Source organism: Streptomyces sp. NPDC043427 (assembly GCF_056436655.1).
In genome coordinates, this window is sequence record NZ_JBWKCC010000022.1 from 144,690 (window position 1) to 167,259 (window position 22,570).

19 protein-coding genes and 2 pseudogenes are annotated in these 22,570 nt (G+C 70.0%); 11 read left to right on the forward strand and 10 right to left on the reverse strand.

Going from position 1 to position 22,570, the window contains the following annotated elements; genetic code table 11:
• Nucleotides 1–357 precede the first annotated feature (357 nt).
• Complete coding sequence (locus AC067M_RS30170) at nt 358–2,352, reverse strand: flavin monoamine oxidase family protein (protein WP_478700193.1); 1,995 nt, start codon at nt 2,350–2,352, stop codon at nt 358–360.
• A gap of 291 nt (nt 2,353–2,643) precedes the next feature.
• Here AC067M_RS30170 and AC067M_RS30175 point away from each other — a divergent pair, with 291 nt between their 5' ends.
• Nucleotides 2,644–4,542, forward strand: coding sequence for a CASTOR/POLLUX-related putative ion channel (locus tag AC067M_RS30175; protein WP_478700194.1), 1,899 nt, complete (start codon nt 2,644–2,646; stop codon nt 4,540–4,542).
• A 239-nt stretch (nt 4,543–4,781) separates the two neighbouring features.
• On the opposite strand, the gene AC067M_RS30180 is transcribed toward AC067M_RS30175, so the two are convergent.
• The 3 genes from AC067M_RS30180 to AC067M_RS30190 all read right to left on the reverse strand — a co-directional run bounded on the left by AC067M_RS30180 (nt 4,782) and on the right by AC067M_RS30190 (nt 8,944).
• On the reverse strand, nt 4,782–6,734 hold the full coding sequence (locus AC067M_RS30180) for an SMI1/KNR4 family protein (RefSeq protein WP_478700195.1): 1,953 nt from the start codon (nt 6,732–6,734) through the stop codon (nt 4,782–4,784).
• 417 nt (nt 6,735–7,151) lie between these two features.
• Nucleotides 7,152–7,802, reverse strand: coding sequence for a response regulator (locus tag AC067M_RS30185; RefSeq protein WP_478700196.1), 651 nt, complete (start codon nt 7,800–7,802; stop codon nt 7,152–7,154).
• Nucleotides 7,799–8,944, reverse strand: a complete 1,146-nt coding sequence (locus AC067M_RS30190) for a sensor histidine kinase (RefSeq protein WP_478700197.1) — start codon at nt 8,942–8,944, stop codon at nt 7,799–7,801. The genes AC067M_RS30185 and AC067M_RS30190 overlap by 4 nt, the downstream gene beginning before the upstream one ends.
• 132 nt (nt 8,945–9,076) lie before the next feature.
• On the opposite strand from AC067M_RS30190, the gene AC067M_RS30195 reads away from it, so the two are divergent.
• Entirely contained in the window at nt 9,077–9,802 is a 726-nt protein-coding gene (locus AC067M_RS30195; protein WP_478700198.1) for a class I SAM-dependent methyltransferase, read from the forward strand.
• Nucleotides 9,799–10,485, forward strand: coding sequence for a DedA family protein (locus tag AC067M_RS30200; protein WP_478700199.1), 687 nt, complete (start codon nt 9,799–9,801; stop codon nt 10,483–10,485). Before AC067M_RS30195 ends, AC067M_RS30200 begins: the two co-directional genes overlap by 4 nt.
• On the opposite strand, the gene AC067M_RS30205 is transcribed toward AC067M_RS30200, so the two are convergent.
• Nucleotides 10,455–10,769, reverse strand: coding sequence for a hypothetical protein (locus AC067M_RS30205; RefSeq protein WP_478700200.1), 315 nt, complete (start codon nt 10,767–10,769; stop codon nt 10,455–10,457). The two genes, AC067M_RS30200 and AC067M_RS30205, sit on opposite strands and share 31 nt — an antisense overlap.
• A gap of 111 nt (nt 10,770–10,880) precedes the next feature.
• Between AC067M_RS30205 and AC067M_RS30210 the strand changes: the two genes are divergently transcribed.
• The 3 genes from AC067M_RS30210 (at nt 10,881) to AC067M_RS30220 (ending at nt 13,158) form a co-directional block, all read left to right on the forward strand.
• Nucleotides 10,881–12,296: a DEAD/DEAH box helicase gene (locus tag AC067M_RS30210; protein ID WP_478700201.1), complete on the forward strand. Its 1,416-nt coding sequence runs from the start codon at nt 10,881–10,883 to the stop codon at nt 12,294–12,296.
• A 212-nt stretch (nt 12,297–12,508) separates the two neighbouring features.
• Entirely contained in the window at nt 12,509–12,751 is a 243-nt protein-coding gene (locus tag AC067M_RS30215) for a DUF5302 domain-containing protein (RefSeq protein ID WP_478700202.1), read from the forward strand.
• Nucleotides 12,752–13,035: 284 nt separating this feature from the next.
• The gene (locus AC067M_RS30220; protein WP_478700219.1) at nt 13,036–13,158 is read left to right on the forward strand and encodes a hypothetical protein; all 123 of its coding nucleotides are present in this window, start codon (nt 13,036–13,038) and stop codon (nt 13,156–13,158) included.
• A gap of 194 nt (nt 13,159–13,352) precedes the next feature.
• Here the strand turns inward: AC067M_RS30220 and AC067M_RS30225 are convergent, their stop codons facing one another.
• Both AC067M_RS30225 and AC067M_RS30230 read right to left on the reverse strand, forming a co-directional pair.
• On the reverse strand, nt 13,353–13,961 hold the full coding sequence (locus AC067M_RS30225; protein WP_478700203.1) for a hypothetical protein: 609 nt from the start codon (nt 13,959–13,961) through the stop codon (nt 13,353–13,355).
• Nucleotides 13,962–14,212: 251 nt separating this feature from the next.
• Nucleotides 14,213–15,439 (reverse strand): lactonase family protein, encoded by a 1,227-nt coding sequence (locus tag AC067M_RS30230; RefSeq protein WP_478700204.1) that lies wholly within the window; start codon nt 15,437–15,439, stop codon nt 14,213–14,215.
• Nucleotides 15,440–15,631: 192 nt separating this feature from the next.
• On the opposite strand from AC067M_RS30230, the pseudogene AC067M_RS30235 reads away from it, so the two are divergent.
• Nucleotides 15,632–15,865, forward strand: a pseudogene (locus tag AC067M_RS30235) (Na+/H+ antiporter NhaA); the annotation flags it as partial.
• Nucleotides 15,866–16,287: 422 nt separating this feature from the next.
• Entirely contained in the window at nt 16,288–16,857 is a 570-nt protein-coding gene (locus AC067M_RS30240; RefSeq protein ID WP_478700205.1) for a DM13 domain-containing protein, read from the forward strand.
• A 33-nt stretch (nt 16,858–16,890) separates the two neighbouring features.
• Here AC067M_RS30240 and AC067M_RS30245 read toward each other — a convergent pair whose 3' ends face one another.
• Complete coding sequence (locus AC067M_RS30245; RefSeq protein WP_478700206.1) at nt 16,891–17,538, reverse strand: peroxiredoxin-like family protein; 648 nt, start codon at nt 17,536–17,538, stop codon at nt 16,891–16,893.
• 126 nt (nt 17,539–17,664) lie between these two features.
• Between AC067M_RS30245 and AC067M_RS30250 the strand changes: the two genes are divergently transcribed.
• The gene (locus AC067M_RS30250) at nt 17,665–18,255 is read left to right on the forward strand and encodes a TetR/AcrR family transcriptional regulator (protein ID WP_478700207.1); all 591 of its coding nucleotides are present in this window, start codon (nt 17,665–17,667) and stop codon (nt 18,253–18,255) included.
• Nucleotides 18,256–18,298: 43 nt separating this feature from the next.
• On the opposite strand, the pseudogene AC067M_RS30255 reads toward AC067M_RS30250, so the two are convergent.
• Nucleotides 18,299–18,493, reverse strand: a pseudogene (locus tag AC067M_RS30255) (SulP family inorganic anion transporter); the annotation flags it as partial.
• 351 nt (nt 18,494–18,844) lie between these two features.
• Here AC067M_RS30255 and AC067M_RS30260 point away from each other — a divergent pair.
• Nucleotides 18,845–19,393, forward strand: coding sequence for a TetR family transcriptional regulator C-terminal domain-containing protein (locus AC067M_RS30260; RefSeq protein ID WP_478700220.1), 549 nt, complete (start codon nt 18,845–18,847; stop codon nt 19,391–19,393).
• 559 nt (nt 19,394–19,952) lie between these two features.
• Nucleotides 19,953–21,923, forward strand: coding sequence for a glycoside hydrolase family 3 protein (locus tag AC067M_RS30265; RefSeq protein ID WP_478700208.1), 1,971 nt, complete (start codon nt 19,953–19,955; stop codon nt 21,921–21,923).
• Between the two features lie 153 nt (nt 21,924–22,076).
• On the opposite strand, the gene AC067M_RS30270 is transcribed toward AC067M_RS30265, so the two are convergent.
• Nucleotides 22,077–22,211, reverse strand: coding sequence for a hypothetical protein (locus AC067M_RS30270; RefSeq protein WP_478700209.1), 135 nt, complete (start codon nt 22,209–22,211; stop codon nt 22,077–22,079).
• Between the last annotated feature and the right edge of the window lie 359 nt (nt 22,212–22,570).

Genomic DNA, 22,570 nt, shown 5'->3' on the forward strand with positions numbered 1-22,570 from the left:
TTTTTTTTTGGGGGACAGCAGCAGGGAGGCCCCCCCCCCCCCCCCCCCCCCCCCACCCCAACCCCAAGACCCTAGATGCCTGGCGCAGGCGCGGCCTCAGTACCGGCCGGTGCTCAGGCCGTCCAGGTGAGGCCCAGGGGGCGCTCCGCCTGCTCCCGCTGATCAGGCTTCCCGGAGGCGAGGGCGATTGCGGTGAGAGCGGCGAACAGCATCCTCTCTGGGGATCGGAGGCGTTCGTGCTTCTGCCGACGGCGGCTACGCCGGAAGGGGACGGCAAGACGCCCCGCAAGAACCGGTGGCCCCGGCGCCGGTGCGCCGGGGCCTGCGCCCGCGTCGTGGCTCAGCAGACCGCGCGGCTCATGCGGTGTGGATCTCCAAGGCGGCACGCACGGCGGACTCCACGGCTCCCTCGATCCAGGCCGGCTTGACGGACGTGTGGTCCCCGGCGAAGTGCAACGTCCCTTCGCGCACGGGGATGGCGGGCAGCAACTCCGTGTGCTGCCCGGGCAGGAGCACGGACGCCTCCCCGTAGGCGTAGGGGTCGCGCAGCCAGCTCTGCGTGCGGCCCGCGCCGGTGTAGAAGACCTCGATGCGCTGGCCGTAGACCTGCTGGAGGCCGCACAGAGCGTGGGGGTAGCGTGCCTCGTCGTCCAGGGAGTCCCAACGCAGCGCGTCGTCGGCCCAGCTGTAGGAGGCCAGGACCACACCTCCCGCGCTGCCCGGAACCGGATGCGAGGGGTGGAACATGAACCGATTGGCGTTGTCCGACACCGAGCCGCCACCCACGACGTCGACCGCCTCCGGCTGGTCGCGCGCGACCGGGCGGTTGGCGGCGTAGTGGGTGCGCTGACCGGTTGTGATGTGCCCGTCGGGCACGGAGGGATGGGCGCCGAGCAGGCTGCCGTCCGCGGCGGCGCGGCCGGTGCGGTAGGCGTCGTACAGGCCCGGGCCGACGGCGTTCAGCTCGCGCCTCCAGTCGGCCTCGTCGAACTCCCACCAGCGGCGGCTGAACTCCAGCAGCACCTTGGTCGCGCTGTCGTAGTGCAGTTCGCAGACCGCGCGGCGCTTGCCGTACGACATGGGCGGGTCGATCTGTACGTGGCGCAGTCCGGAGAACGGCACCGTGACCACGGCGACGTCCGCGGTGAACTGCTCGCGTACGACGGGACCGTCGCGGCCCTCGGACACGGTGTCCACCCACACGTGCGGGCCCTTGCTCCGGACGTGCTCGGCGTCCGGCGAAGGGCGGTCGGGGTGGTGGTACTCGATGCGCGTGACACGGCGGTCGAACCGCACGTCCTTGCGCACGCGTTCCAGGAGGGCGTCCGGCAGTACGGCCGTGCCGCCCTCCAGCTCGTAGAAGGGGGTCTCGGGGCTGATGAGGGAGGAGCCGATGAAACTGTGGACAAAGGACAGGGGGAGACGTGAGGTGAGGTTCTCCAGGGTGCCGATCAGGTCGATGGTCCGCTCGTCCAGGCCGGCGTGCTCGGTGAGGAAACGGAACATCGACCAGTCACCGAACCGCTGCACCACGCGGGCCCAGCCCCGCAGCCGCTCCCGGAGTGGCTTGTCGACCCGCTTGCCGTCGCCGTTGACGTAGCTGAACTCGTCGCGCACCGGGTCCAGCGCGGAGCGCAGGATGGCGGCGGCGGGGGAGTCCCAGTGGGCTCTGGGCACGCCGAAGGACCGGTTGATGCGCCGGGGCGCGCGGGCGTAGTCGGCGCGCCGCATGCGGATGCCGTTGACGTGAATCCAGGTGTGGGCCGCGGGACGTCCCTCGTTGTCGACGTCGACGTAGTGGAAGCGCCGCTTCTTCAGGCCGAACTGGTCGATCAGCTCCATCACCAGGGGATGGCTGCCGGGGATGCGCATCGCGCCCGCTTCGGCGTACTGGCGGGGATCGGCGAAGGGCTGGGCGGCGTGTTCGTGGCCGCCGCTCCGGAAGGTCTTGATGCGTCCGCCCGCGCGATTGCCGTTGGCCTCCAGCACCGTCACCCGGTGCCCTGCCCTCCTCAGCAGCCAGGCAGCCACAAGACCGGCCGGACCGGCGCCGATGACCAGGACGTTCTTGGGGCGTGTCCGTCGCTGAGCCGGCAGTCCCTTCTGGAGAACGCGCTGGTAACGCGGGACGAGGGGGCGGTCGTCGGAGTCCAGTACGAGAAGTGCGCGAGCGACGGCAAGACACCGGTCGAAGTCGGTGCCACGGCTCTCGCTCGGGGCGGCCGGTGCGGGCAGGGCCGCGGCGACACCGCCGGTCAGGGCCGTCGCCACCGTGGCCGTTCCGGCCACCGCCGCGAAGCTCCTCCGGGAGAAACCGCCGTCTGAGCGCACCACCGCGTGATCTTCAGTCATGGCGGCCTTTGTACTGGCGGCCCTGACCGGGCGCCCGCCCTTCGCCCCGGCGTTGACCCGAAGGAGCGAAGACGGGGACAAACCCTGACGTCACACCCGGTCCGCCGAGGTGGACGGCTCGGGAAACCCGAAGGGATGAATGCCGAGGAAACTCCGTCTGCCGCCCCGATCGACCCCCCACGCTCGATCACACGCGTATCCACATCCGTGCTCTCGGCGGGCCTGGGCGGCGCATCGCGTACGCGGTGCCGACCCGGCCTGACCGGAGTGCGCAGTGACGGAGGGGGAAGGGTGGCGCAGCGGCGCACTCCGTTCGGTGACCGAGCCCGTTACTGGTTCGACAGCACGCTGGCCCGCGGTGCCTCCGCTCTCGTCGGCTGGATGGCGCTGTCGTGTCTGGCCGTCGTCGTCCCGGCCAGTGCGGTGGTGGTGTGGACCGACCCCGACGCGCCGGCGCCCCTGGCGGACCGGCTGGCGGAGGTGTGGCACCTCACCGGGGAGACACTGCGGCTGGGCGGTGCGACGGGTACGCCCCTGCGAGTGACGATGTCGGTGCTGCTCGCACTGGTCGCTCTGCTGTACGTCTCGACGCTCGTCGGCCTGATCACGACGGTACTCACGGAGCGGCTCACCGACTTGCGACGGGGCCGTTCCACCGTGCTCGAACAAGGGCACGCCGTGGTCCTGGGGTGGTCGGAGCAGGTCTTCACGGTGGTGAGCGAGTTGGTGGCCGCCAACGCCAACCAGCGGCGGGCGGCGGTGGCCGTGCTGGCCGACCGGGACAAGACCGCCATGGAGGAAGCCCTGAGCACGAAGGTGGGTTCCGTCGGTCGTACGCGGCTGATCTGCCGCAGCGGCCCCACCACCGACCCGGCCGTGCTCACGCTGACTAGCCCGGCCACGGCCGGTGTCGTGCTGGTTCTGCCCCACGACGAGCCCGACGCCGACGCCGAGGTGGTCAAGACGCTGCTGGCGCTCAGGGCGACCCTGGCTGGGGAGGGAACCCGTCCGCCCGTCGTCGCCGCGGTCCGGGACGACCGCTACCGCCTGGCCGCCTGTCTCGCCGCCGGGCCGGGCGGCGTCGTCCTGGAGAGCGACACCGTCACCGCCCGGCTGATCGTCCAGGCCGCGCGCCGCCCCGGGCTCTCTCTCGTCCACCAGGAACTCCTCGACTTCGCCGGCGACGAGTTCTACCTGATCGACGAGCCTGCCCTGGCCGGCCGCCCTTTCGGTGACGCGCTGCTGTCCTACCCGACGTCCTGCGTCGTCGGGATCATGCGGGGAGAAACCCCCCTGCTCAACCCGCCACCGCAGAAGCCCATCGCTGCGGACGACCGGCTCATCGTCATCTCCCGTGACGACGACACGGCCTGGCCGGCCGACTGCGCGGAGTTGGTCGAGAAGGCGGCGATGGCATCGGGCCCTTCGACGCCCGCGCGACCGGAGCGGGTTCTCCTGCTGGGCTGGAATCGCCGGGCGCCGCTCATTGTCGACCAGTTGCGCCGCCGCGCCCGGCCCGGATCAGCCGTCGACGTGGTGGCGCACGGTGATGAGGCGACAGTCCGTCAGGTGAGCGAGGCCGACGCACACAGCGGCACCGATCTGACCTTGACACTGCACCACGGGGACGCCACCCGTCCCGAGACGCTGCGACGTCTGGACGTGCACTCCTACGACAGCGTGATCGTGCTCGGCCAGGACCCCGTCCCCGATCAGCCGTCGGACGACCCCGACAACCGCACGCTCGTCACCCTGCTGCTTCTGCGTCAGCTGGAGGAAGCCACCGGGCGTGAACTGCCGGTCGTCACCGAACTGATCGACGACCGCAACCGGGCGCTGGCCCCCATCAGCCCCGGAGCCGACGTGATCATCAGTGGCAAGCTCATCGGCCTGCTCATGGCACAGATCTCCCAGAACCGGCACTTGGCGGCGGTGTTCGAGGAACTGTTCTCCGCCGACGGCACCGGGGTTCGCCTGCGGCCGGCCACCGACTACGTGCTGCCAGGGCAGGAGACGTCCTTCGCCACCGTCGTGGCCGCGGCACGTCATCGCGGCGAATGCGCCATCGGTTACCGAAGCCACGACGACTCGTCGACGAGTCCCGGCTACGGCGTGCGGATCAACCCGCCCAAAGCCGAGCGGCGCCGCTGGACGGCCGAGGACGAGGTGGTCGTCGTCGGCAAGGACTGACGGAAGCCTTCGGCACCACCGCCGAACCGACCGGAGAGGATCGCCGGCTTCCCCCCGCCGGAAACAGCGGCCGCGCCGGCGCAGTGGATCAGCCCGGGCCGACGCCACCAGTGACGTAGGGCGCAGATGACTGGGTCAGGGCACGTCATCCTTGCGGCAGTCCAGGATCGTCCTGATCACTTTCAGGTGCGCCCGGCGGACCGTCCGGCCCGGCGGCAGAACGTGCCCCGGCTCGGTCGTTACCTGCTTCCCGCCCCGTCGTCTCCCGTTCGCTCGCCGTCCGCAGGGTGCGCGGCTTCCCCGTGGATGCGGATCACCGCGTACGTCTCGCCGTTCTGGGGAGGCCGAGTCCAGGAGCGGGTAGCGAACGTGTGCAGCCGCCCGTTCATGATCGCGTGGCGCGGCAGAGACGCACCGAACTCTGCGGTCACCGCTTCCAGCAGCGACCGTTCCGCATCGGCCCTGTCCTCCAGGTCACCGAAGAAGCGGCTTGGGTCCAGCGCCGGTGGTGTCTCCCCGCTCTGCCGGATCTCTCCGTCCGCGTACGTGAACGCGTACTGCTCGGCACCGTCTCGCGCCACCGAAAGGTGGAAGAACGGTTCCCCGTGCCATGCCCTCAGGCCGCTCCACACCACCACCGCGCGCGTGCCCGCGCTGGCGGCCGCGGCCGGGGAGACGAACCGCCGCCGGTCGAACGGGGCAGGGTCGCCGTCGAAGGCGAAGCTCCAACCGGTGCCGGCCCGGCCGACCGCCATGAGAGCCCTGTCGTCGTAGGACGAGAACTCCCTCTGGTGGCGCAGCGACCCGCGGCGCGCATCCCAGAAGGTCATGGGTTCGTTCAGCACGGTGCTGTCCCCGTCCGCGAGCCGTCCTGGCAACTCCTCCGGCTCCACACCTTCCACCAGGACGAACCGGTAGGACGTGCGGTTGTTGCCCGGGTCCGGCTCCGCGAGCCACGCCAGGTCGCCCGGGTCGATCCCGGCCGTCGGCCTCGGTGCCTCACCCGCCTGCCCGCCCCTGGGAGTGGACAACAGCTCGCGGCCCCGCTCCGGGGTCAGCAGCGGCCCGAGCACGGGGTCGGCCACCCACCCCAGCGGCGCCAGGTGGCCCGGGCCCAGCGGCTCCCACAGGGGCAGAGCATGCATCAGAGTCCGCCACGCCTCGTCGGTGTCTCCCCACCGCGCCAGCTCCCGCGCCCGCTCGACCGCTTCCCCGAACGGTCCGGCCGCCGTGTAGCGGTACGTGCCGTTCCGCACCTGATCCAGCGTCGCGTAAGCCAGGGACACCAGGTCGTCGTCGGCGCCCCGCAGATGGAACGTCAGAGTGGAGTCGTCCCGGTACGAGTGCGCCGCCTGCTCCGCTACCAGCGGCGGCAGCAGCTCGGGCGCGTACTGCGGGTCCGTCACCAGGCCGTCGAAGTACACCAGATAGGTCTGTCCCAGCAGGCGCCGTATCTGGTCGCCCAGCCCGGCGGCCCACGGTCTGCCGTACTCCTTGGCCTCGTCCAGCGCCTTCCCGGCCCGTTCCCAGCCGCCGCGCAGCGCCTCCAGCCGGGCCTCCTCCACCAGGGCGTCCAGCTTTCGCGTCGTGTCGTTGGCGAACACCGGCTCCCCGTCGCTCCGGTGCGCCCGCAGGCTGTGGAACTCCCGGTACATGTCCCGCATGAACTCAAGGAAGGTCGCGTGCCGCTCGGGCGGCGCGGCCCGCCAGCTCGCCCACGTGTACACGGCCCACTCACCGTCCTCGTCCACGTCCTCGGGATCCATGAGGACGTGGGTGATGTCGGACTCGACGTCGAGCTGCAGCCCGCGCCGCCAGATGTCCACCTCCCGCCGCTCCTCGGGCCCGGCGTCCTCGTCCAGGTACTCCTCGTACATCTCCGCGAGTCCCGACTCGTTGTCGTGCCAGCGCGCGTCTTCGGTGCCCGCCAGCAGCCACACGAACCCGCCCGCATGCCGCCACCCGTCGCTGACCTGGAGGAACTCCCGGTACGACGGGGGCATCCGTCGGCCGAGGCGCTCCTCCATGGCTGCGATCCGCTCCTCTGACGCGGGCGGGAACCCCAGCCAGCGCGCCCGCAGCGCAGCCTCGTCGTCCTCGCTCCGCGTCTCGTCGTCCGGCAGGGAATCCGCCCACTCCCCGCTCCACCTGAGCAGGAAGGACCGCCAGTCGAATGCCGTGGTGTCCGTCATACGCCCGATCCTGCCACCCACCACTGACAGCGCTCCGCTGCTTGCCGCGGCCGACAGACCCCTCTCGTACGCGACCCGGCCCGGAAGGCTGTTGTCCGTGCCACGGACGCCCTCGCCGAGGTAGAGACGGCCTACGCGACCTGCCCGCAGCGAGGACGCCGGACAGAGGGGGGCACCTGCTCACTCCGTAACGTCTTGGTTGCCCCTGGCAGCGCTCGCCGAGCTCATCTCGCCGGGCGTCTGGCCGGCACCACAAGAGGTGTGACACGCCCTGAGCACCGCGCGCCCTGACCGTTGGCCCACCAAGGCCTCCGCCCGCGGAGCAGCAAGGTGGCGAGACACGGCGGCGGATGCCGACAGCCGCGACACCGCGTCGAGGTGTCGGACCTCGCCTTCCGTGTTCCCGGCCTCCGCTCGTCAGGCTGTGAGTCCCGCGTCGCGGGCCAGCAGGGCTGCCTGGACGCGGTTGGTGACTTCCAACGCGGTCAGGACACGGCTGACGTGGGCCTTGACGGTGCTCTCGCGCATGGCGAGGCGGGCGGCGATGTTCGCGTTCGTGTCGCCTTGGGCGAGCAGGGTGAGCACGTCGCGTTCGCGGGGGGTGAGCCGGTCCAGCCGGGCCTGAGCCGCGGTGACTTGGGGCTGGTTGGTCGCGTGGTAGCGGTCGATGAGGCGGCGGGCCGCGGTGGGGTGGAGCATGGCCGATCCGGCGGCCACCAGGTGGACGGCGCGCAGTATTTCGGCTGGGTCGGTGTCCTTGAGGAGGAACCCGTCGGCTCCGGCGGCGAGGGCGTTGTAGACGTATTCGTCGAGGTCGAAGGTGGTGAGGATGATCACCTTCGGGGGGTGGGGCAGGGCTCGCAGCCGGCTGGTGGCGGCGATGCCGTCCATGCGGGGCATGCGTACGTCGACGAGGGCGACGTCGATGTGGTGGGCGGTGGCCTGCTCGACGGCCTGGAAGCCGTCGGCGGCCTGGGCCACGACCTCGAGGCCCTGGTCGCCTTCGAGGAGGTCGGTCAGGCCGAGGCGGACCAGGGCGTCATCGTCGACGATCATGGCGCGGATCATGTGCGGGTGCCGTTCTGTTCGAGGGCGGCGGGGTGAGGGATGCGGGCGGCCAGCCGCCAGGAGCCCGCGCCGGCCGGTCCGGAGTCCAGGTGCCCGCCGAGGGTGGTGACGCGTTCGCGCAGGCCGACGAGCCCGTACCCGCTGCCGACGGTGTCCGTGCGGGGAGTGCCAGGAGGGTTGGTGACCTCGACGAGGGTGGCGGGCGGCCGGTAGTCGACGCGTACGGTCACCTCGGCGCCGTCGGCGTGCTTGCGGGCGTTGGTCAGTGCTTCCTGGACGATGCGGTACACGGCCAGGCGGTGGGTGGTGGGAGCCTGTTCGGGAAGGCCGTCGGTGGTCAGCTCGATGTGCTGGCCGGCGGCGCGGGCCTCGTCGGCCAGTTCCCCTACTTCCCTCATCATCGGCGTGAGGGTGGCGCTGGTCGGCGTGGCGTCGGGGTCGCGCAGCACACCGAGAACGTCGCGCAGATCGGTGAGGGCTTCGACGGACGTCGTGCGCACCAGTCCGAGGCGTTCGGCGACCGGTGCGGGCAGTGTGTCGTTGTTGGTGGCCAGGACACCGGTGTGCAGGGCGATCAGGCTCAGGCGGTGGGCCAGGACGTCGTGCATCTCGGCGGCGATACGGGACCGTTCCGCGATGCGGGCCGCTTCCTCGCGCAGCTGCGACTCGATGCGCAGGTGCTCGACGTCGGCTGCCAGCGCCTGGACCAGGCGGCGCCGGCCCCCTCGCCACAGCCCGACGAGCACGGCCAGCACCGGTAGGAGCAGCGTGGACGCGTAGGACTGCGCCGTCCACAGGGAGGTGGCCCGGTAGCTGAGCAGGTTGGCGCCCAGGGCGGCGACGGCACATCCCATCGCCACCCGCGCCCGGCGATCCACGGCCAGGTCGAACAGGGCGACTGCCAGCAGCGGCAGCAACGGCCATCCCCACCACGCCGTGGCCACGGTGACCAGCAGCGGCGCGACCGGCCATCGCAGCCGGGGCACGAGCAGGGCCACTCCGCACACCAGCGCCGCGGTGATGACGGGGGCCAGGTGGCGCCCTTCGAACGACATGTCGTTCAGCGCGGCGGCCAGTACGCACAACCCCACGAGTGCGCCACGCCCGTAGGCCGCCCATCTGCGGCCTTCTCTGCTGCTCACCTGGCCCATGCTAGGCAGACCGGTGCGCCGTTCCGTCCGCCGGTCGGCGATGTTCACCCCCTACTTTCGTAGGGGGACGCCGTCGCCGAACGACGGATCCCATGCCGGGCACGGCTTTCTAGCGTCGATTCCATGAACGACCGGACCACCTCCCACGACCGTGTCCTTACGCAGCGCAATGCCGAAGGCTGGATGTTCCTGATCGAAGCGGCCCGTGATCTGCGCACCACCGGCGCCATAGCCCCCAGCGGCAAGGCCCTGGCCCGCGTGCTCACCGACCCCGTACGGGCTCAGGCGCCCCACCCGCTGGCGGTCCTGGAAGTCGGTGCCGGCACCGGCCCGGTCACCCGGGCCCTGATACCGCAGCTGTCCCGGGGCAGCCGCCTGGACATCGTCGAGGCCAACCCGCGTTTCGCCGCGCGACTTCGCCGTCTCGTCGCCACGCACCCGCACCTGACAGCCACGTCTGCGCAGGTGAACGTGCATCAGACCTACGTCGAGCAGCTCGACACCGACCAGCGCTACGACGTCATCGTCTCCGGGCTGCCCCTGACCAACTTCGCGCCCGCGCAGGTCGAGCGCGTCATGGCCCGCTACATGGAACTCCTCCACCCCGGCGGCACGCTGACCTACTTCGCCTACCGCGGCACCCGCAAGGCCCGCGCCGTGACGGCATCGCGAGCCGAGGCCCGCCGCCACGCCGCCGTCGACGACATCATGGCCACCTACCAGCGCACCTACGCCACGGGCCGCTGGACGGTATGGGCCAACCTTCCCCCCGCCTACGTCTGGCACCTGCGGCGCCCCCTCGTCTCCGTGGACCAGCCCGAGCCGCAGTTCGACGAGGCGAGGCGGTGAACGCGCTCTCCGACCTCCTCGGCCACCTCCCGCCGGCCGCGGCGTACGCGGTGGTGGCCGCTGCGGTCCTGGCCGAGTCGATCCTTCTCGTCGGCGCTTTCATCCCGACGCTCACCCTGCTGCTGACCGCCGGCGCGCTGGCGCGTACCGGCCACCTCAGCTTGCCGCTCGTCATCGCCGCCGCGGCCGGAGCCGTGGTGGCGGGTGACTTCCTCGCCCACCGCACCGGCGTGTACCTGGGCGCCCGGCTGCGCGGCGGCCGCATGGGCCGTCGCATCCCTGGTGCCGCCTGGCACCGGGCCGAGACGCTGATGACGCACCACGGCGGCCGAGCGGTCTTCCTGGCCCGCTTCCTGCCGGTGGTGCGCACCCTCGCCCCGCACTCCGCGGGCGTCACCCGCCTGCCCTACCGGCGCATCGCTCCCTACAGCGTCGTCGCCGCCTGTGCGTGGGCCACGGCGGAATCAGGTGTCGGATACGCCGCCGCGACCTCGCTCCAGGGCGTCCTCACGCTGGGCGGTCCCGCCTTCGCCCTGTTCGCCCTGACGGTGATCGGGGGCGCGCTGCTGTGGCGGCGGAGGCGCCGCCACGTTCCTGATCCTGAAGTCCAGGGAGCGGCGCTCGAGCCCGCTGCGGAGTCCTCCGGTCATGTTCAGGCAGGTCTGACGAGGCCGGTGTCGTAGGCGAAGATCACGGCCGCGGCGTGTTTGAGGCTGTTGGTGAAGGCTTCCTGGACGATGCGGTGGACGGCGAGCTGGAGGCCGGGGGCCAGCGCGGTGAGGTCGCCGTCGGCGTCGAGGGTGACCCTCGTGTGTGTGTGGGGGCACCCCGGTGATGCATCGGCGGATCTCGGTGAGTCGGGGCCCCGGACCAGGTATGCCGGAAGGGCTGTCGGGCTGCGTCGGGTGATCGACGCGGAGGGGCGATCGGTATCACGGCGCGGTGTTGTGCCTTGTGTTAGTGTCATGCGTTTGCGTGGTCGTCGCGGTGGGCGGTTCTGCGTGTTCGGTTCCGCTTGTGCGCGGGCTGTTCAATCCTGCCGGGCCTTCCTCGGTACGTTCCCTGCGGAAGGTTGTTCATGAAGCATCCCGACGACTCCGTCATCGCTGACGGCGGTCCCGCCCAGCCTGAGGCCACGACCCCGGCGCTGCCCCCGGCCGTCTCCTTCGCCGGTCTGGAACTGCCGGTGGAGGTGCTGCGGACACTGAGCGGACTCGGGGTGCGCGAACCCTTTCCGATCCAGGCCGCCACACTGCCCGATGCCCTTGAGGGGCGCGACGTCCTGGGGCGCGGGCGCACCGGATCGGGCAAGACGCTCGCCTTCGGTCTGCCGCTGCTGACCCGTACGGCCGGGCGGCGCGCCGAAGCGAAGCAGCCCCTCGCTCTGATCCTGGTGCCCACCCGGGAGCTGGCCCAACAGGTCACCCAGGCGCTGGCGCCGTACGCCGAGGCACTGCGGCTGCGGGTGGCCACGGTCGTCGGCGGCATGTCGATCGGCCGGCAGGTCGCCGAGCTGCGCCAGGGAGCCGAGGTGGTCGTCGCCACCCCCGGGCGCCTGCACGACCTGATCGAGCGCAATGCCTGCCGCCTGGGACGCGTGAGGATCACCGTGCTGGACGAGGCCGATCAGATGTGCGACTTGGGATTCCTGCCGCAGGTTGTCGACGTCCTCGACCAGGTGCACCCCGACGGTCAGCGGATGCTGTTCTCGGCCACGCTGGATCGCGACGTCGATCAGCTGGTCCGCCGCTACCTCCACGACCCCGTCGTCCACGCGGTCGACCCGTCCGCGGGCACGGTCACGACGATGGAGCACCATGTCCTGGTCGTTCACGGTCCTGACCGCTACGCCGTCACCACGGAGATCGCCGCCCGCGACGGGCGCGTACTGCTGTTCCTCGACACCAAGCACGCCGTCGACCAGCTCACCCGGCATCTGCGGGCCAGCGGGGTGCACGCCGGGGCCCTGCACAGCGGCAAGTCCCAGCCGCAGCGCGCACGGACCCTGGCGCAGTTCAAGAACGGCCAGATCACCGTTCTGGTGGCGACCAACGTCGCGGCCCGTGGCCTGCACGTCGACGACCTCGATCTTGTGGTCAACGTCGACCCGCCCACCGACCCCAAGGACTATGTGCACCGGGCGGGCCGCACCGCCCGCGCCGGTGAGTCCGGCAGCGTGGTCACGCTCGTGCTGTCGGGCCAGCGCCGCGAGGCGAGCCGAATGATGGCCGCGGCCGGCATCGAGGCAACCGTCACCAAGGTGCGCTCGGGTGAGGCGGAGCTGAGCCGGATCACCGGCGCCAAGGCTCCCTCCGGTACCCCGCTCGACGGCGGGCCCGCCGTCCCCCGGCCGAAGAACATCAACGCTCCCTTCCGCGGCCTCGGCACCAGCAAGGACACCTCCCGCGGCGCCGGCGGCAAGTCCCGAAAGGCCGGCGAGGCCCGCAAGCTCGCCGAGGCCCGCAAGGCCGCCCTCGTGCGTCGCAACGGCTGAGAGCCGTTGCCCCGGCAGCGAATCTCCTGGCCACGGGATCGACACCCCTCGGCCCGGCCCGAAACCGTCCTGTGCGCCTCACCTACCGAACGAACACCCTCGGCCCCGAGAGGCATACCCGCCGAAACGGAGCAGGATGATGTTGTCGGCGCCCCCCACTGCGCTCGGCATGACAAGCTGTGCTGGCCCACCCCCGAACCCAGGAGGTCACCATGACCGCAGAGCCCGTAACTACGGAAGGTTCGGAGCCGGCTGCCCCCAAGACGTCCCCTCTGGCGCCGGACAGCGACGGCAACTACGACCTCAAGCGCAAGTTCCGCGAAGCCCTGGCGCGCAAGCGCGGTGCGCAGGCGGACGCCGCCGATGTTGCCGCCAACCCGGATGCGTCGAAGGTGCGTGCGGCGCACGGCCCGGCTGCGAGCCAGCGGTCGTTCAGGCGTAAGAGCGGCGGCTGAGTCGATCAGTCCCGCGGTCCGGCCGCTTCACCGGCACCCGGCGCCCTGTCCACTCAGGCGCCCCGTGCCCGTGGCCCGCAACGCGCGCATGTCCGTGTGCGCGTTGCGGGCGAGGGCGTAGCCGACGGGGGCTATCTCCTGCGCGGCCCGAGCGGCTACTACACCGAGCCGATGGAACTCCGGCGCGTGCAGAAGCTCTTCGAGACACTTCCCGCGGAGAACGGTGTGGGGATGTACGGCTCCGGCACTACTTTGCGTCGAACGCGCTCGGAAACGGGATACGGATCACGGACGTGGCGGAGTGCATGGGCCACAAGTCCATCGAGGAGACGTATCGCACGTACCGGCATCTGATGCCAGGGAGTATCACCAAGGCGGCGCGCATCCTCGATGCCGGGCTCTCATGACGAAGCCCCACCGGAGCACTTCGGTGGGGCTTCGTCATGAGGTCGGCTGGGAGGGGGCGCGGCCGTCCGGTGAAAGCAGCCTTCGCCGCCCCTGACGCGAATGCGGGCGAGGGCGGTAGCGACCGCACCTGACCAGACCAGCCGGACAGCTCAACAGGAAGAGGGCGACAGGGTAGGGAGGAATCCCGTCCCACTCAGGCGCGGCGCGGAACGGATTCGCTCCCTCTGGTCCCTACGGCGAGCAGAGCGAAGCCCAGTGCGAAGCCGAGCATTGTCCATACGCCGCGGGGCCAGAAGATGTGGCTGTCTATGAAGGACCAGCCGGTCACCAGGAGAACCACCGTGCCGGGAATGACTCTCGCGCCGTGTTTCGGGAAGAGCGCGACGGCTGTGGCCACGACAGCGACGATGAGGGCGTAGGCGCCGACCTGCCCGAGCGACTCACCCGCGTCGTAGAGCGGGTACTTGACCGGCCCTATGTTCGCTGTCCCGGCAGCGTGCTCGACCGCGGTTCCCGCCGCGATACCGGCCACCGCGTCGAGACCGGTGTAGAAGGCCGCGTAGGTGAACGCACTGGTCCAGGCCACCGCCGTGGCGAAGCCCGCGAGGTCTCGCCGGGGGCGGTGCCACAGAGGGATGAGGAGGCCGAGCGTAAGCAGCGGAAAGACAGGCAGTAGCGCGATGTGCAACTGTGTCCAGTCCGTGGCTGTCGCCCTGGACAGGCCATGCGGGTGTGCGGCGCCCGCCGCAGCCAGCACAAGGGGCGCGACAGTAGCGAGGGTGACGTTTCGGATGGTCAACACGCTGTGAGCGTAGGCGCGTTACGTCACTTGAGACGGCTGCGTAAGGGCTTCGTAAGATCTTGCGTGGTGCCACGCAACCCGGGAAAGCGCCCGCCGGGGTGACTCCCCTCCGACGCGACACCGGCCTCGCCGCATCTGCGGTGAGACCGGTACAGAGAACCTGCACGAGCCATGTGGTCCTTGCTGCGTCGGAACGCGTTCGGCGCCCCGGAGAGGAGTCTCCAGGGCGCCGGGCCGCGGTGGCAGCTTCTTTACACCGCGGCTATGCCCTCCATGCCGGACTCGGCGAAGGGGGGCAGTCCGGTGGCCGTGGTGACCTTGGTGAGGGAGCCGTTCCTGCCGATGCGGAAGCCGTCGACGGTACCGGAGGTCCCGTTCTGTACGTACAGGAACTTCTCGTCCTGCGTCACCGCCAGGTCGATGACGCCCTGGGACATGGCTGACGGCGGGGTGGCGATGCCGACCTCGTTGGTGAGCGCGAGCCTGCCGTGCCGGTCGGTGCGGTAGCCGGTGACGGTCGAGTTGCCGGTGTTGCCGCCGTAGAAGAAGTCACCGGCGCGCTCCAGCCAGCACAGCGTGTTCTGACCGTTGGCCAGGGGCTTCTGGACGACCTTGAGGCGGCCGTCGGCGAACACCTTGTACGTACTGACCGTCGACTTCTCGGCCTCGGCGACCAGCATCCGGCCCGCCTTGTCGAAGGTGATCGCGAACGGCACGCCGCCGGCCGAGTCGTTGACCGTCGCCCGGTGTGCGGGACGTCCGTCGCGCCGCATCGGGAACACCTCGATGGTGTTGGCGGACTTCGTGGTGATGACCAGCTCACGGCCCCCCGGCGTGAACGCGACCTGGCCGGGCGAGCTGCTGAACAACGGCACCTTGTCGTTCTTCAGCCCCAGGGAGCGGTATGAACCGCCCAGTGGTTCGAGTCCGTTGGCCGTGATCCTGAAGCCCTGGACGCTGCCCGCGCCTCCGGCGTTCATGACGTAGGCGAGGTTGCCGGACACCGCGATGGACGAGGGGAAGTCCCCGCCCGAGCGCACCACCCGCCGGTGCGTCAGTTTCTGTCCCTCGACCCGGAACGAGGTCACGGTGCCGCTGCCCGCGTTGACTGCCAGCAGCAGATGCGAGCCGCGGTCGTAGACGAGTGAGCCCTGGGAGGCGAGGGAGTCGGTGGGTGCGTCGACCTGGTCCCCGCCTTTGCCGCCGGTCGCGTAGGCGCCTGAGGCGGTCAGCTTTCCGTCCTCGCCGCGCTTGAAGACGTGGATGGTGTTTCCCGCGAGCTCGTTGCCCTGTACGAAGACAGCGTGGTCGGCTCCCGCCTTGGCACTCTTCGTCGTCGCGCCTTCGTGTGCGCGGGGGACTTCCCCCGCCGAGGCGATGGCCACCGTGGTCGCGACCGCCGCCGACGCGAGGATGCCGGCCCCGGCGATGGTCATCCGGACCTGCGACTTCGACCTGCGCCTGGTATGCCTGCTCACGCCTGACTCCTCGTACCTCGCCGTCACCGCCGGTCGGTGACGTGCAGAGCCAGAGTTGCCTGTGGGGCGGGTGGGATTGAAGATGTTTCGGTCCTGCGTCAGCTTCTCGTAAGAACTTCCGTTGACCGCACGGGGGCACGAGGCGGTTGCCTGGCGGGTGATGACCGCGTCGACGTCCATCGCGGTGGACGTGGTGTCGCGGTAGGCGATCCCGCGGGGGAGGTGTTCTCCAGCCCGGAGCCGCTCGGCGTGGTCGTCGGCCTGGTGCTCGGCAAGACAGTGGGAATCTTCGCGGGCACCTACCTCGCGGCACGCTGCACCCGCGCCCGGCTCAACCCGGACCTGGCCTGGGCCGACGTGCTCACTCTCGCCGCCCTGGCCGGCATCGGGTTCACTGTCGCCCTGCTCGTCGGTGAACTCGCCTTCCTTGGTGGCTCGCGCAGGACCATCAGGCATGCACAGGGTGGTTACCCGCGCTCGCGTTCTACGCCGGTCGGTTCATCATGACCGTGGAAGGCGGCTGTTCCGGCGAGGGCCCCCTCCTGTGCCTTTGGTCCTCGGAGTGGGAGGGCGCGCGCACGACGGCGTTGGATGTCAGTGGAAAGCACCGGGCGCCGGGGCGTCGCAGCGGGACAATGCGCGCATTCCCGTAGGTGCGTACTGACTCGTCCTCGGCAAACCCGACCCACACGCCGACCGCCGCGATGCGAACTCCGTCGGCACCTCGACTGCTCCTGCCGGCGCGCGCCAGTGCGGCGTAAGGATTCCGTCATCACCTGCGGGGTAGGGGACGGCCGCCCGTCGCCGTTGAATGGGCGGACAAGCAACTCTCAGGAGGCGAGGCAGGGATGGGGCGCGGGCGCAAGGTACTGACCAGGCCGTTGGTCATCGCGGTGCTGGTGTTGGCGGTCGGCGGGGTCGGCTTCGGTCTGTACTGGTTCCAGCCGTGGAAGCTGTGGCAGGACGAGACTGTCGAGGAGGCCCTGCCCGGGGTGGTGGCGACTTCTGCTCCTCCTGCTGTGGCGCCCTCGTACGCGCCCTCCGAGCAGCCCTCGGCCAGCGGTCCGCAGACGCTGGCGAGTGGTGAGCTGATCAGCCACGAGCATGCGACATCGGGCACGGTGAAGCTCGTACGGCTGGCCGACGGCTCCCACGTCGTCCGGCTGGAGAACCTCGACACCAGCAACGGACCGGACCTGCGTGTCTGGCTGACCGACGCACCCGTGAAGGATGGGGAGGCCGGCTGGCACGTCTTCGACGACGGGAAGTACGTCAGCCTGGGCAAGCTCAAAGGCAACAAGGGAAGCCAGAACTACGCCCTGCCCAGGGGCGTGGATCCGTCGGGCTACAACAGCGTGAGCATTTGGTGCGACCGTTTCGACGTCTCGTTCGGCGCCGCGGAACTCGCCCGCGTCTGACAGCGGTGCGGCCACTTCTCACCACGCCGGCACTCACCCCAGGCCGTCGAGGGCGGCGAGGAGGTCGCCGGGTTCGGCGCGCTTGGTGTAGTCCGCATCGACGAAGGCCCAGCGGATGACACCCTCGCGGTCGATGACGTAGGTGGCGGGTAGCGGCAGGGTGCGCGGGTGTCCGCCGTTGACGCGCTGGAGATCGAAGCCGAGCTTGTCGTAGACGGCTGCGAGGTCGTCGGGGAGGTCGAAGGCGAGGCCGTACTGCTTGGCGGTGTCGGAGCCGACGTCGCTGAGGACGCTGAAGTCGAGCTGGTGCTTCTCGGTCAGGGAGAGGGACTCGTCGGGGATTTGCGGGGAGACGGCAACAAGGCGGGCGCCGCGTGCGGTGATCTCGCCGTGGTGCTGCTGGAGTGCGCGCAGGGCGATGTTGCAGTACGGGCACCAGGCGCCACGGTAGAAGGTCAGGACGACGGGGCCGGCCGCGAGCAGACCGGCCAGGCGGACCTTCTCGCCGGTCGCTGACGGCAGGCGAAAGTCGGGGGCCTGCCCGCCGACGGCGAGTGCGCGGTCGGTCTGACCGGAGTCGGCGAGTTCCTGGCCGGCGCGCTGCATGATCTGTCGTATGCCAGCGGGGATCTGCTGCTGGCGGGCTGTGTAGAAGGCGTGCAGCTCGGCGTTGAGGTTCATCGGAAGGGTTCCTCCTGGAGCGCCGGTTGTCTCGTCTTTCGCTCCGCTATCTCGGAACGACCGTTTCAAGATAGCGGGCGACGCGATATCTTGGAACCCTCATTTCAAGTTGCCGAGGACTGAGGCATGCCGGACGTCAAACACTTCGATCCCGACACTGCTCTGGACACGGTGATGAACCTGTTCTGGCGCCAAGGTGTGGCCGCGACCGGGATCCAGGACGTCGTGACGGCGACCGGCCTGAACCGCTCCAGCCTGTACGCCACCTTCGGCGGCAAGCAGGAGCTGTACCGCGCCGCACTGCGTCGCTACGTCGAACAACGCTCCCGGCCGGCGTTCAGTCGCCTGGCCGGGGACGGCCGCGGCCTGCCCGCCGTCCACGACTTCTTCGCCTCACTGATCGAGGCCCGTTGCTCCGGCGCGTACGCCCGCTGGGGCTGCATGGTCTCCAACGCCCACGCCGGCGGTGAGAACAGCGACTCCGACGTCCGGGCCGCCCTCGACCGGCACCACGAGGAGCTACGGGAGGCGCTGCTTACGGCACTCGTCGCCGCCGAGGCCAAGGCTCAGCTCAAACCGGGCACCGACCCCGGGGCTGCGGCGGACCTGCTGGCTCTGCTTGCCTACGGCGTGAATCTGCGCTCGCGTGCGGGCGCCGACGCCCGGGAGCTGACGAGGACCGTGACCGGCGCCCTCGAAACGCTCGGAGCGGCGTGACCTGGCCGTGCGGTGATGACGGGGTGTCAGCGGGAGCCGGCGGCGTGACGATGTTGGCGATGCCCTGACCGATGGACTCGCGCGTCTTGGAGGAGCGTGTGTCGGTGATGTCGTCGACCAGCTTGGCGGTCATCAGCGACTCCATCAGGCCGACCAGCGCCATGGCGAGCGCGTACGGGGCGACGGTCGGCAGGGTGTCGAAGGTGAACGGCACGTCCGGCAGACCCGGAACCGGTGGCAGCGTCCGCACGTCGGCGCCTGTCAGCAGTCGCACCTTGGACCTCCAGGCCGAGGGCTCGGACGCGGCGGCGCAACTCGGCGTCGTCGGGCAGGGGAACAGAGTTCATGCTCGTCCTTCCAGGCCGCCTCGGCAGCACGAAACGGGCGGAACGGGAGCGTGGAAGCACGCTTACTAAGTACTTAGTAAGTCCTTGTGCGCGCATTCTTTCCCGGGTTTGATCGGACCGTGACCACTGATCGAGAGCTCCGTGGACTGCGCACGGTGATCGAGAGCACGCGGAGCGGAGGGCGGCAACCTCGTACCCCGAAGAGCGCGAAAGCCCAGCATCGACAGCAGGAGATCCTGCGGATCGCCATGGATACCTTCGCGGTCCGCGGCTACAACAACGCCTCCCTCCAGGAGATCGCCGATCGCGTCGGCGTCACCCAGGCCGGCGTCCTGCACTACTTCCGCTCCAAGGCGCAGCTGCTCACCAGCGTCCTGGCGCTGCGCGACGACACCGACATCGAAGACCTCGGCACCGACCGCCCCCGTGGCCTCGCCTTCCTGCGCCATCTGGTCGACACCGTCCGCCACAACACCGAACGCGAGGGCATCGTCCGCCTGTACGCCGTGCTGTCGGCGGAGAGCGTCACCGAGGACCACCCCGCCCAGGACTACTTCCGCGACCGCTACGCCGGCCTGCGCTCCCTGGTGGTCGACGCGATGGCCGAGGCCGCCGAACTCGGCGAGACACGCCCCGACCTCGCCGTCGAGGAGGCGGCCAGCGCGATCATCGCCGTCATGGACGGCCTCCAGGTCCAGTGGCTGCTCGCCCCGGACTCCGTCGACATGGCAGCCATCACCGACCGCGTCATCTCGGCGCTTCTGGCGGATCTCACCGCCAGACCCGGCTGACCGGCCGACCGCTGTGGCGGGCTTGCTGCCTTCACTTGATGCACACAGCGGTTCCGTACCCGCGGACCCGGTTCCGGCGGCGCGTCCCACCGCTCACCAAACGCCCAAACCGCGTTTCCACAGCTGGCTGGCTCGACGATCTGGGGTTACTCAGGGATACGGCGTGCAGGACGCGGCCGACGGGCAGTAGCCGAATGCTCCCACCCGGCTGGCTGAAACTCTTCGAAGCGCCGCAGGAGCGTTACTGCACGTGAGAGCGTCGAAGTCATTCGTTAGAGGAATAAACACAGTCTGCCGTCTTGACGGAGCATGAACAATTCGGCCTTCATATGTTGTCGACGCCGCCTCGGGAGGGCCCCGGCAGCGCCGAGACCTCGACCACTTCCCCGGCCTCCGCAAACGGACTGCGGCGCGGGGACGGCAAGGGAGCTCCGACCCGAGAAGCCGAAGTCCGCAGACGGTGCCGCCCGCAGAGGCAGCGGGGCGCCACGCTCCACACCAGCCCAGCACGCATCTCCGGCCGCACCGCATGATGCGGCCACGTTCAAGGAGCATCGACGTGAGACAACATCAGTCCGTAGGTGGCACCCCGGAACGAACCCGTGCCACCGGTCGGCGCAAAGCAGCCCTGCTACTGGCCGCAGCCGCCCTGGTCGTCACGGCGATCCCGGCCTCGTCGGCCGTGGCCGAACCCGGCACCGCAGCCACCAGCTACAGCGGGACAGAGCCGTACCTCAACCCCAGGCTGCCGGTGAAGCAACGGGTCGCCGATCTGCTGGGCCGGATGACCCTCGCGGAGAAGGTCGGCCAGATGACCCAGGCCGAGCGAGGGTCGGTCGAGAACGACCAGACCCAGATCACCAGCCTCGCTCTGGGCTCGCTGCTGTCCGGCGGCGGCTCGGCCCCCGCACCCAACACCCCTGAGGCGTGGGCGGACATGGTCGACGGCTACCAGTCGCACGCGCTCGCCAGTCGGTTGCACATCCCGATCCTGTACGGCGTGGACTCCGTGCACGGCGACAACAATCTGGTCGGCGCCACGATCTTCCCGCACAACATCGGCATGGGCGCCACCCGAGACCCGGCGCTGGTCCGCGAGGCAGCGCACATCACTGCCACCGAGACCCGCCCCACCGGCCCGCAGTGGGTTTTCGCGCCGTGCGTCTGTGTCACCCGCGACGAACGCTGGGGCCGCAGCTACGAGAGCTTTGGCGAGAACCCCAGGCTCGTCACACAGATGACCACGGCTGTAGAGGGCCTGCAGGGCAGCAGCACCAAGGACCTCGCCCGGCCCGACCATGTACTGGCCACGGTCAAGCACTACGCCGGCGACGGCGACACCACCTACGGGACGTCGACCACCAACGACTACACCATCGACCGCGGCGTCACGAAAACCAGCCACAAGCGCTTCGCGGAAATCGACCTGGCCCCCTATGTGACCGCCGTCCAGGTTCACGGCATCGGCAGCATCATGCCCTCGTACTCCTCGGTCCAGTGGACCGACGTGCCCGGCAGCAAGCCGGTCAAGATGAGCGCGAACAAGGAACTGCTCACCGACGTCCTGAAGAAGAAGATCGGCTTCGACGGGTTCCTCATCAGCGACTGGGACGCCATCGGCGAGATCCCGGGCGACTTCGCCACCCAGGTCCGCACCTCCGTCAACGCGGGCATGGACATGTTCATGGAGCCGTACGGCGCCCCCCAGTTCATCCAGACCCTGACTGCCGAGGTGCAGGCCGGACGCGTCAAGATGTCCCGGATCGACGACGCGGTCTCCCGCATCCTGAAGGCCAAGTTCGAACTCGGCCTGTTCGAGCACCCCTACACCGACCGCACCAATATCGACATCATCGGCTCGCCCGCCCACCGTGCCGTGGCCCGTCGCGCGGTCGCCGAGTCCCAGGTACTGCTGAAGAACGACAACAAGGCGCTGCCGCTGAAGCCCTCGCAGCGCCTCTACGTCGCCGGCACCAACGCCAACGACCTCGGCAACCAGGCCGGCGGCTGGACCGTCTCCTGGCAGGGACAGTCCGGCAACACCGCCTTCCCCGGCATCACCATCCTCCAAGGCATCCAGAAGAACGCGAAGAACGTCACCTACAGCGCGGATGCCAGCGCCTCCACCGCCGGCTACGACGTCGGCGTCGTCGTCATCGGTGAGACCACCCCCTACGCCGAAGGCGTCGGCGACGTAGGCGTCGGCAGCAACACGCTGAACCTCTCCGCGGCCGACAAGGCGAACATCGACCGCGTCTGCTCCGCCATCAAGACCTGCGTCGTCCTCGACGTGGCCGGCCGCACCCAGATCGTCACCGACCAACTGCCCAAGACCGACGCCTTCGTGATGTCCTGGCTCCCTGGCAGCGAAGGTGCAGGAGTCGCCGACGTCCTCTTCGGCAAACGCCCCTTCACCGGCAAACTCCCCGTCAGTTGGCCCCGCAGCGAGGCCCAGGAGCCGATCAACATCGGCGACAAGAACTACAACCCCCTCTTCCCCTACGGATACGGCCTGACAACACGGCGCTGAGCCTGCGCCGAACAGCGTGGAGAGCCAGCACCTCACTCGTAAGTCGGCGCGGCCCACCGTCACACCGTGATGTGACGGTGGGCCGCGATCACAGCGGCGCCGGTGCCGTCGCGCGTGCGATGGCGTACCGGACCGTCCCTGCACGGTCGGTTGTCACAGCGCGACCACTCCCACGACGACGGCCGTCACTCCGATGAGAAGGGCCAGGGCGCTCAAGGCGATGTCCGTTTTTCCGGGAGAGGTGTTCGGCTGCCAGGGCAGGGTGAAGCCGGCCGCATCGGTGGCCACGTAGTGGACCGTGACGTCCCGGCCGTAGGAGCCGACGGGATCCGGCAGCCCTGAGGCGCAGTAGGTGCTGGTGGAGGACTCCTCCAGACCGGTGGCGGGAACGCGTCCCGGATTCTCTGCCGAGACGTCGGTTGCGCGAAGCGGAGGGCCGGTGATCTCTCCTCCCTTACGCAGTACGAGTGAATGATCGGATGGTTCCGTTCGGGGCCGGTGGCAGGTGTTTACGGTTTCTGCATGGATCCGGGGGCTGTGGGGGAGGCCCTTCGGGCGGGGGACCGGTGGGAAGGCGCACCTGATGTCGGGGTTGGGGAAGTCGCCGGACGTGCTCAGGCGCCGGGCGGGCCGCTGCCATCGGGCAT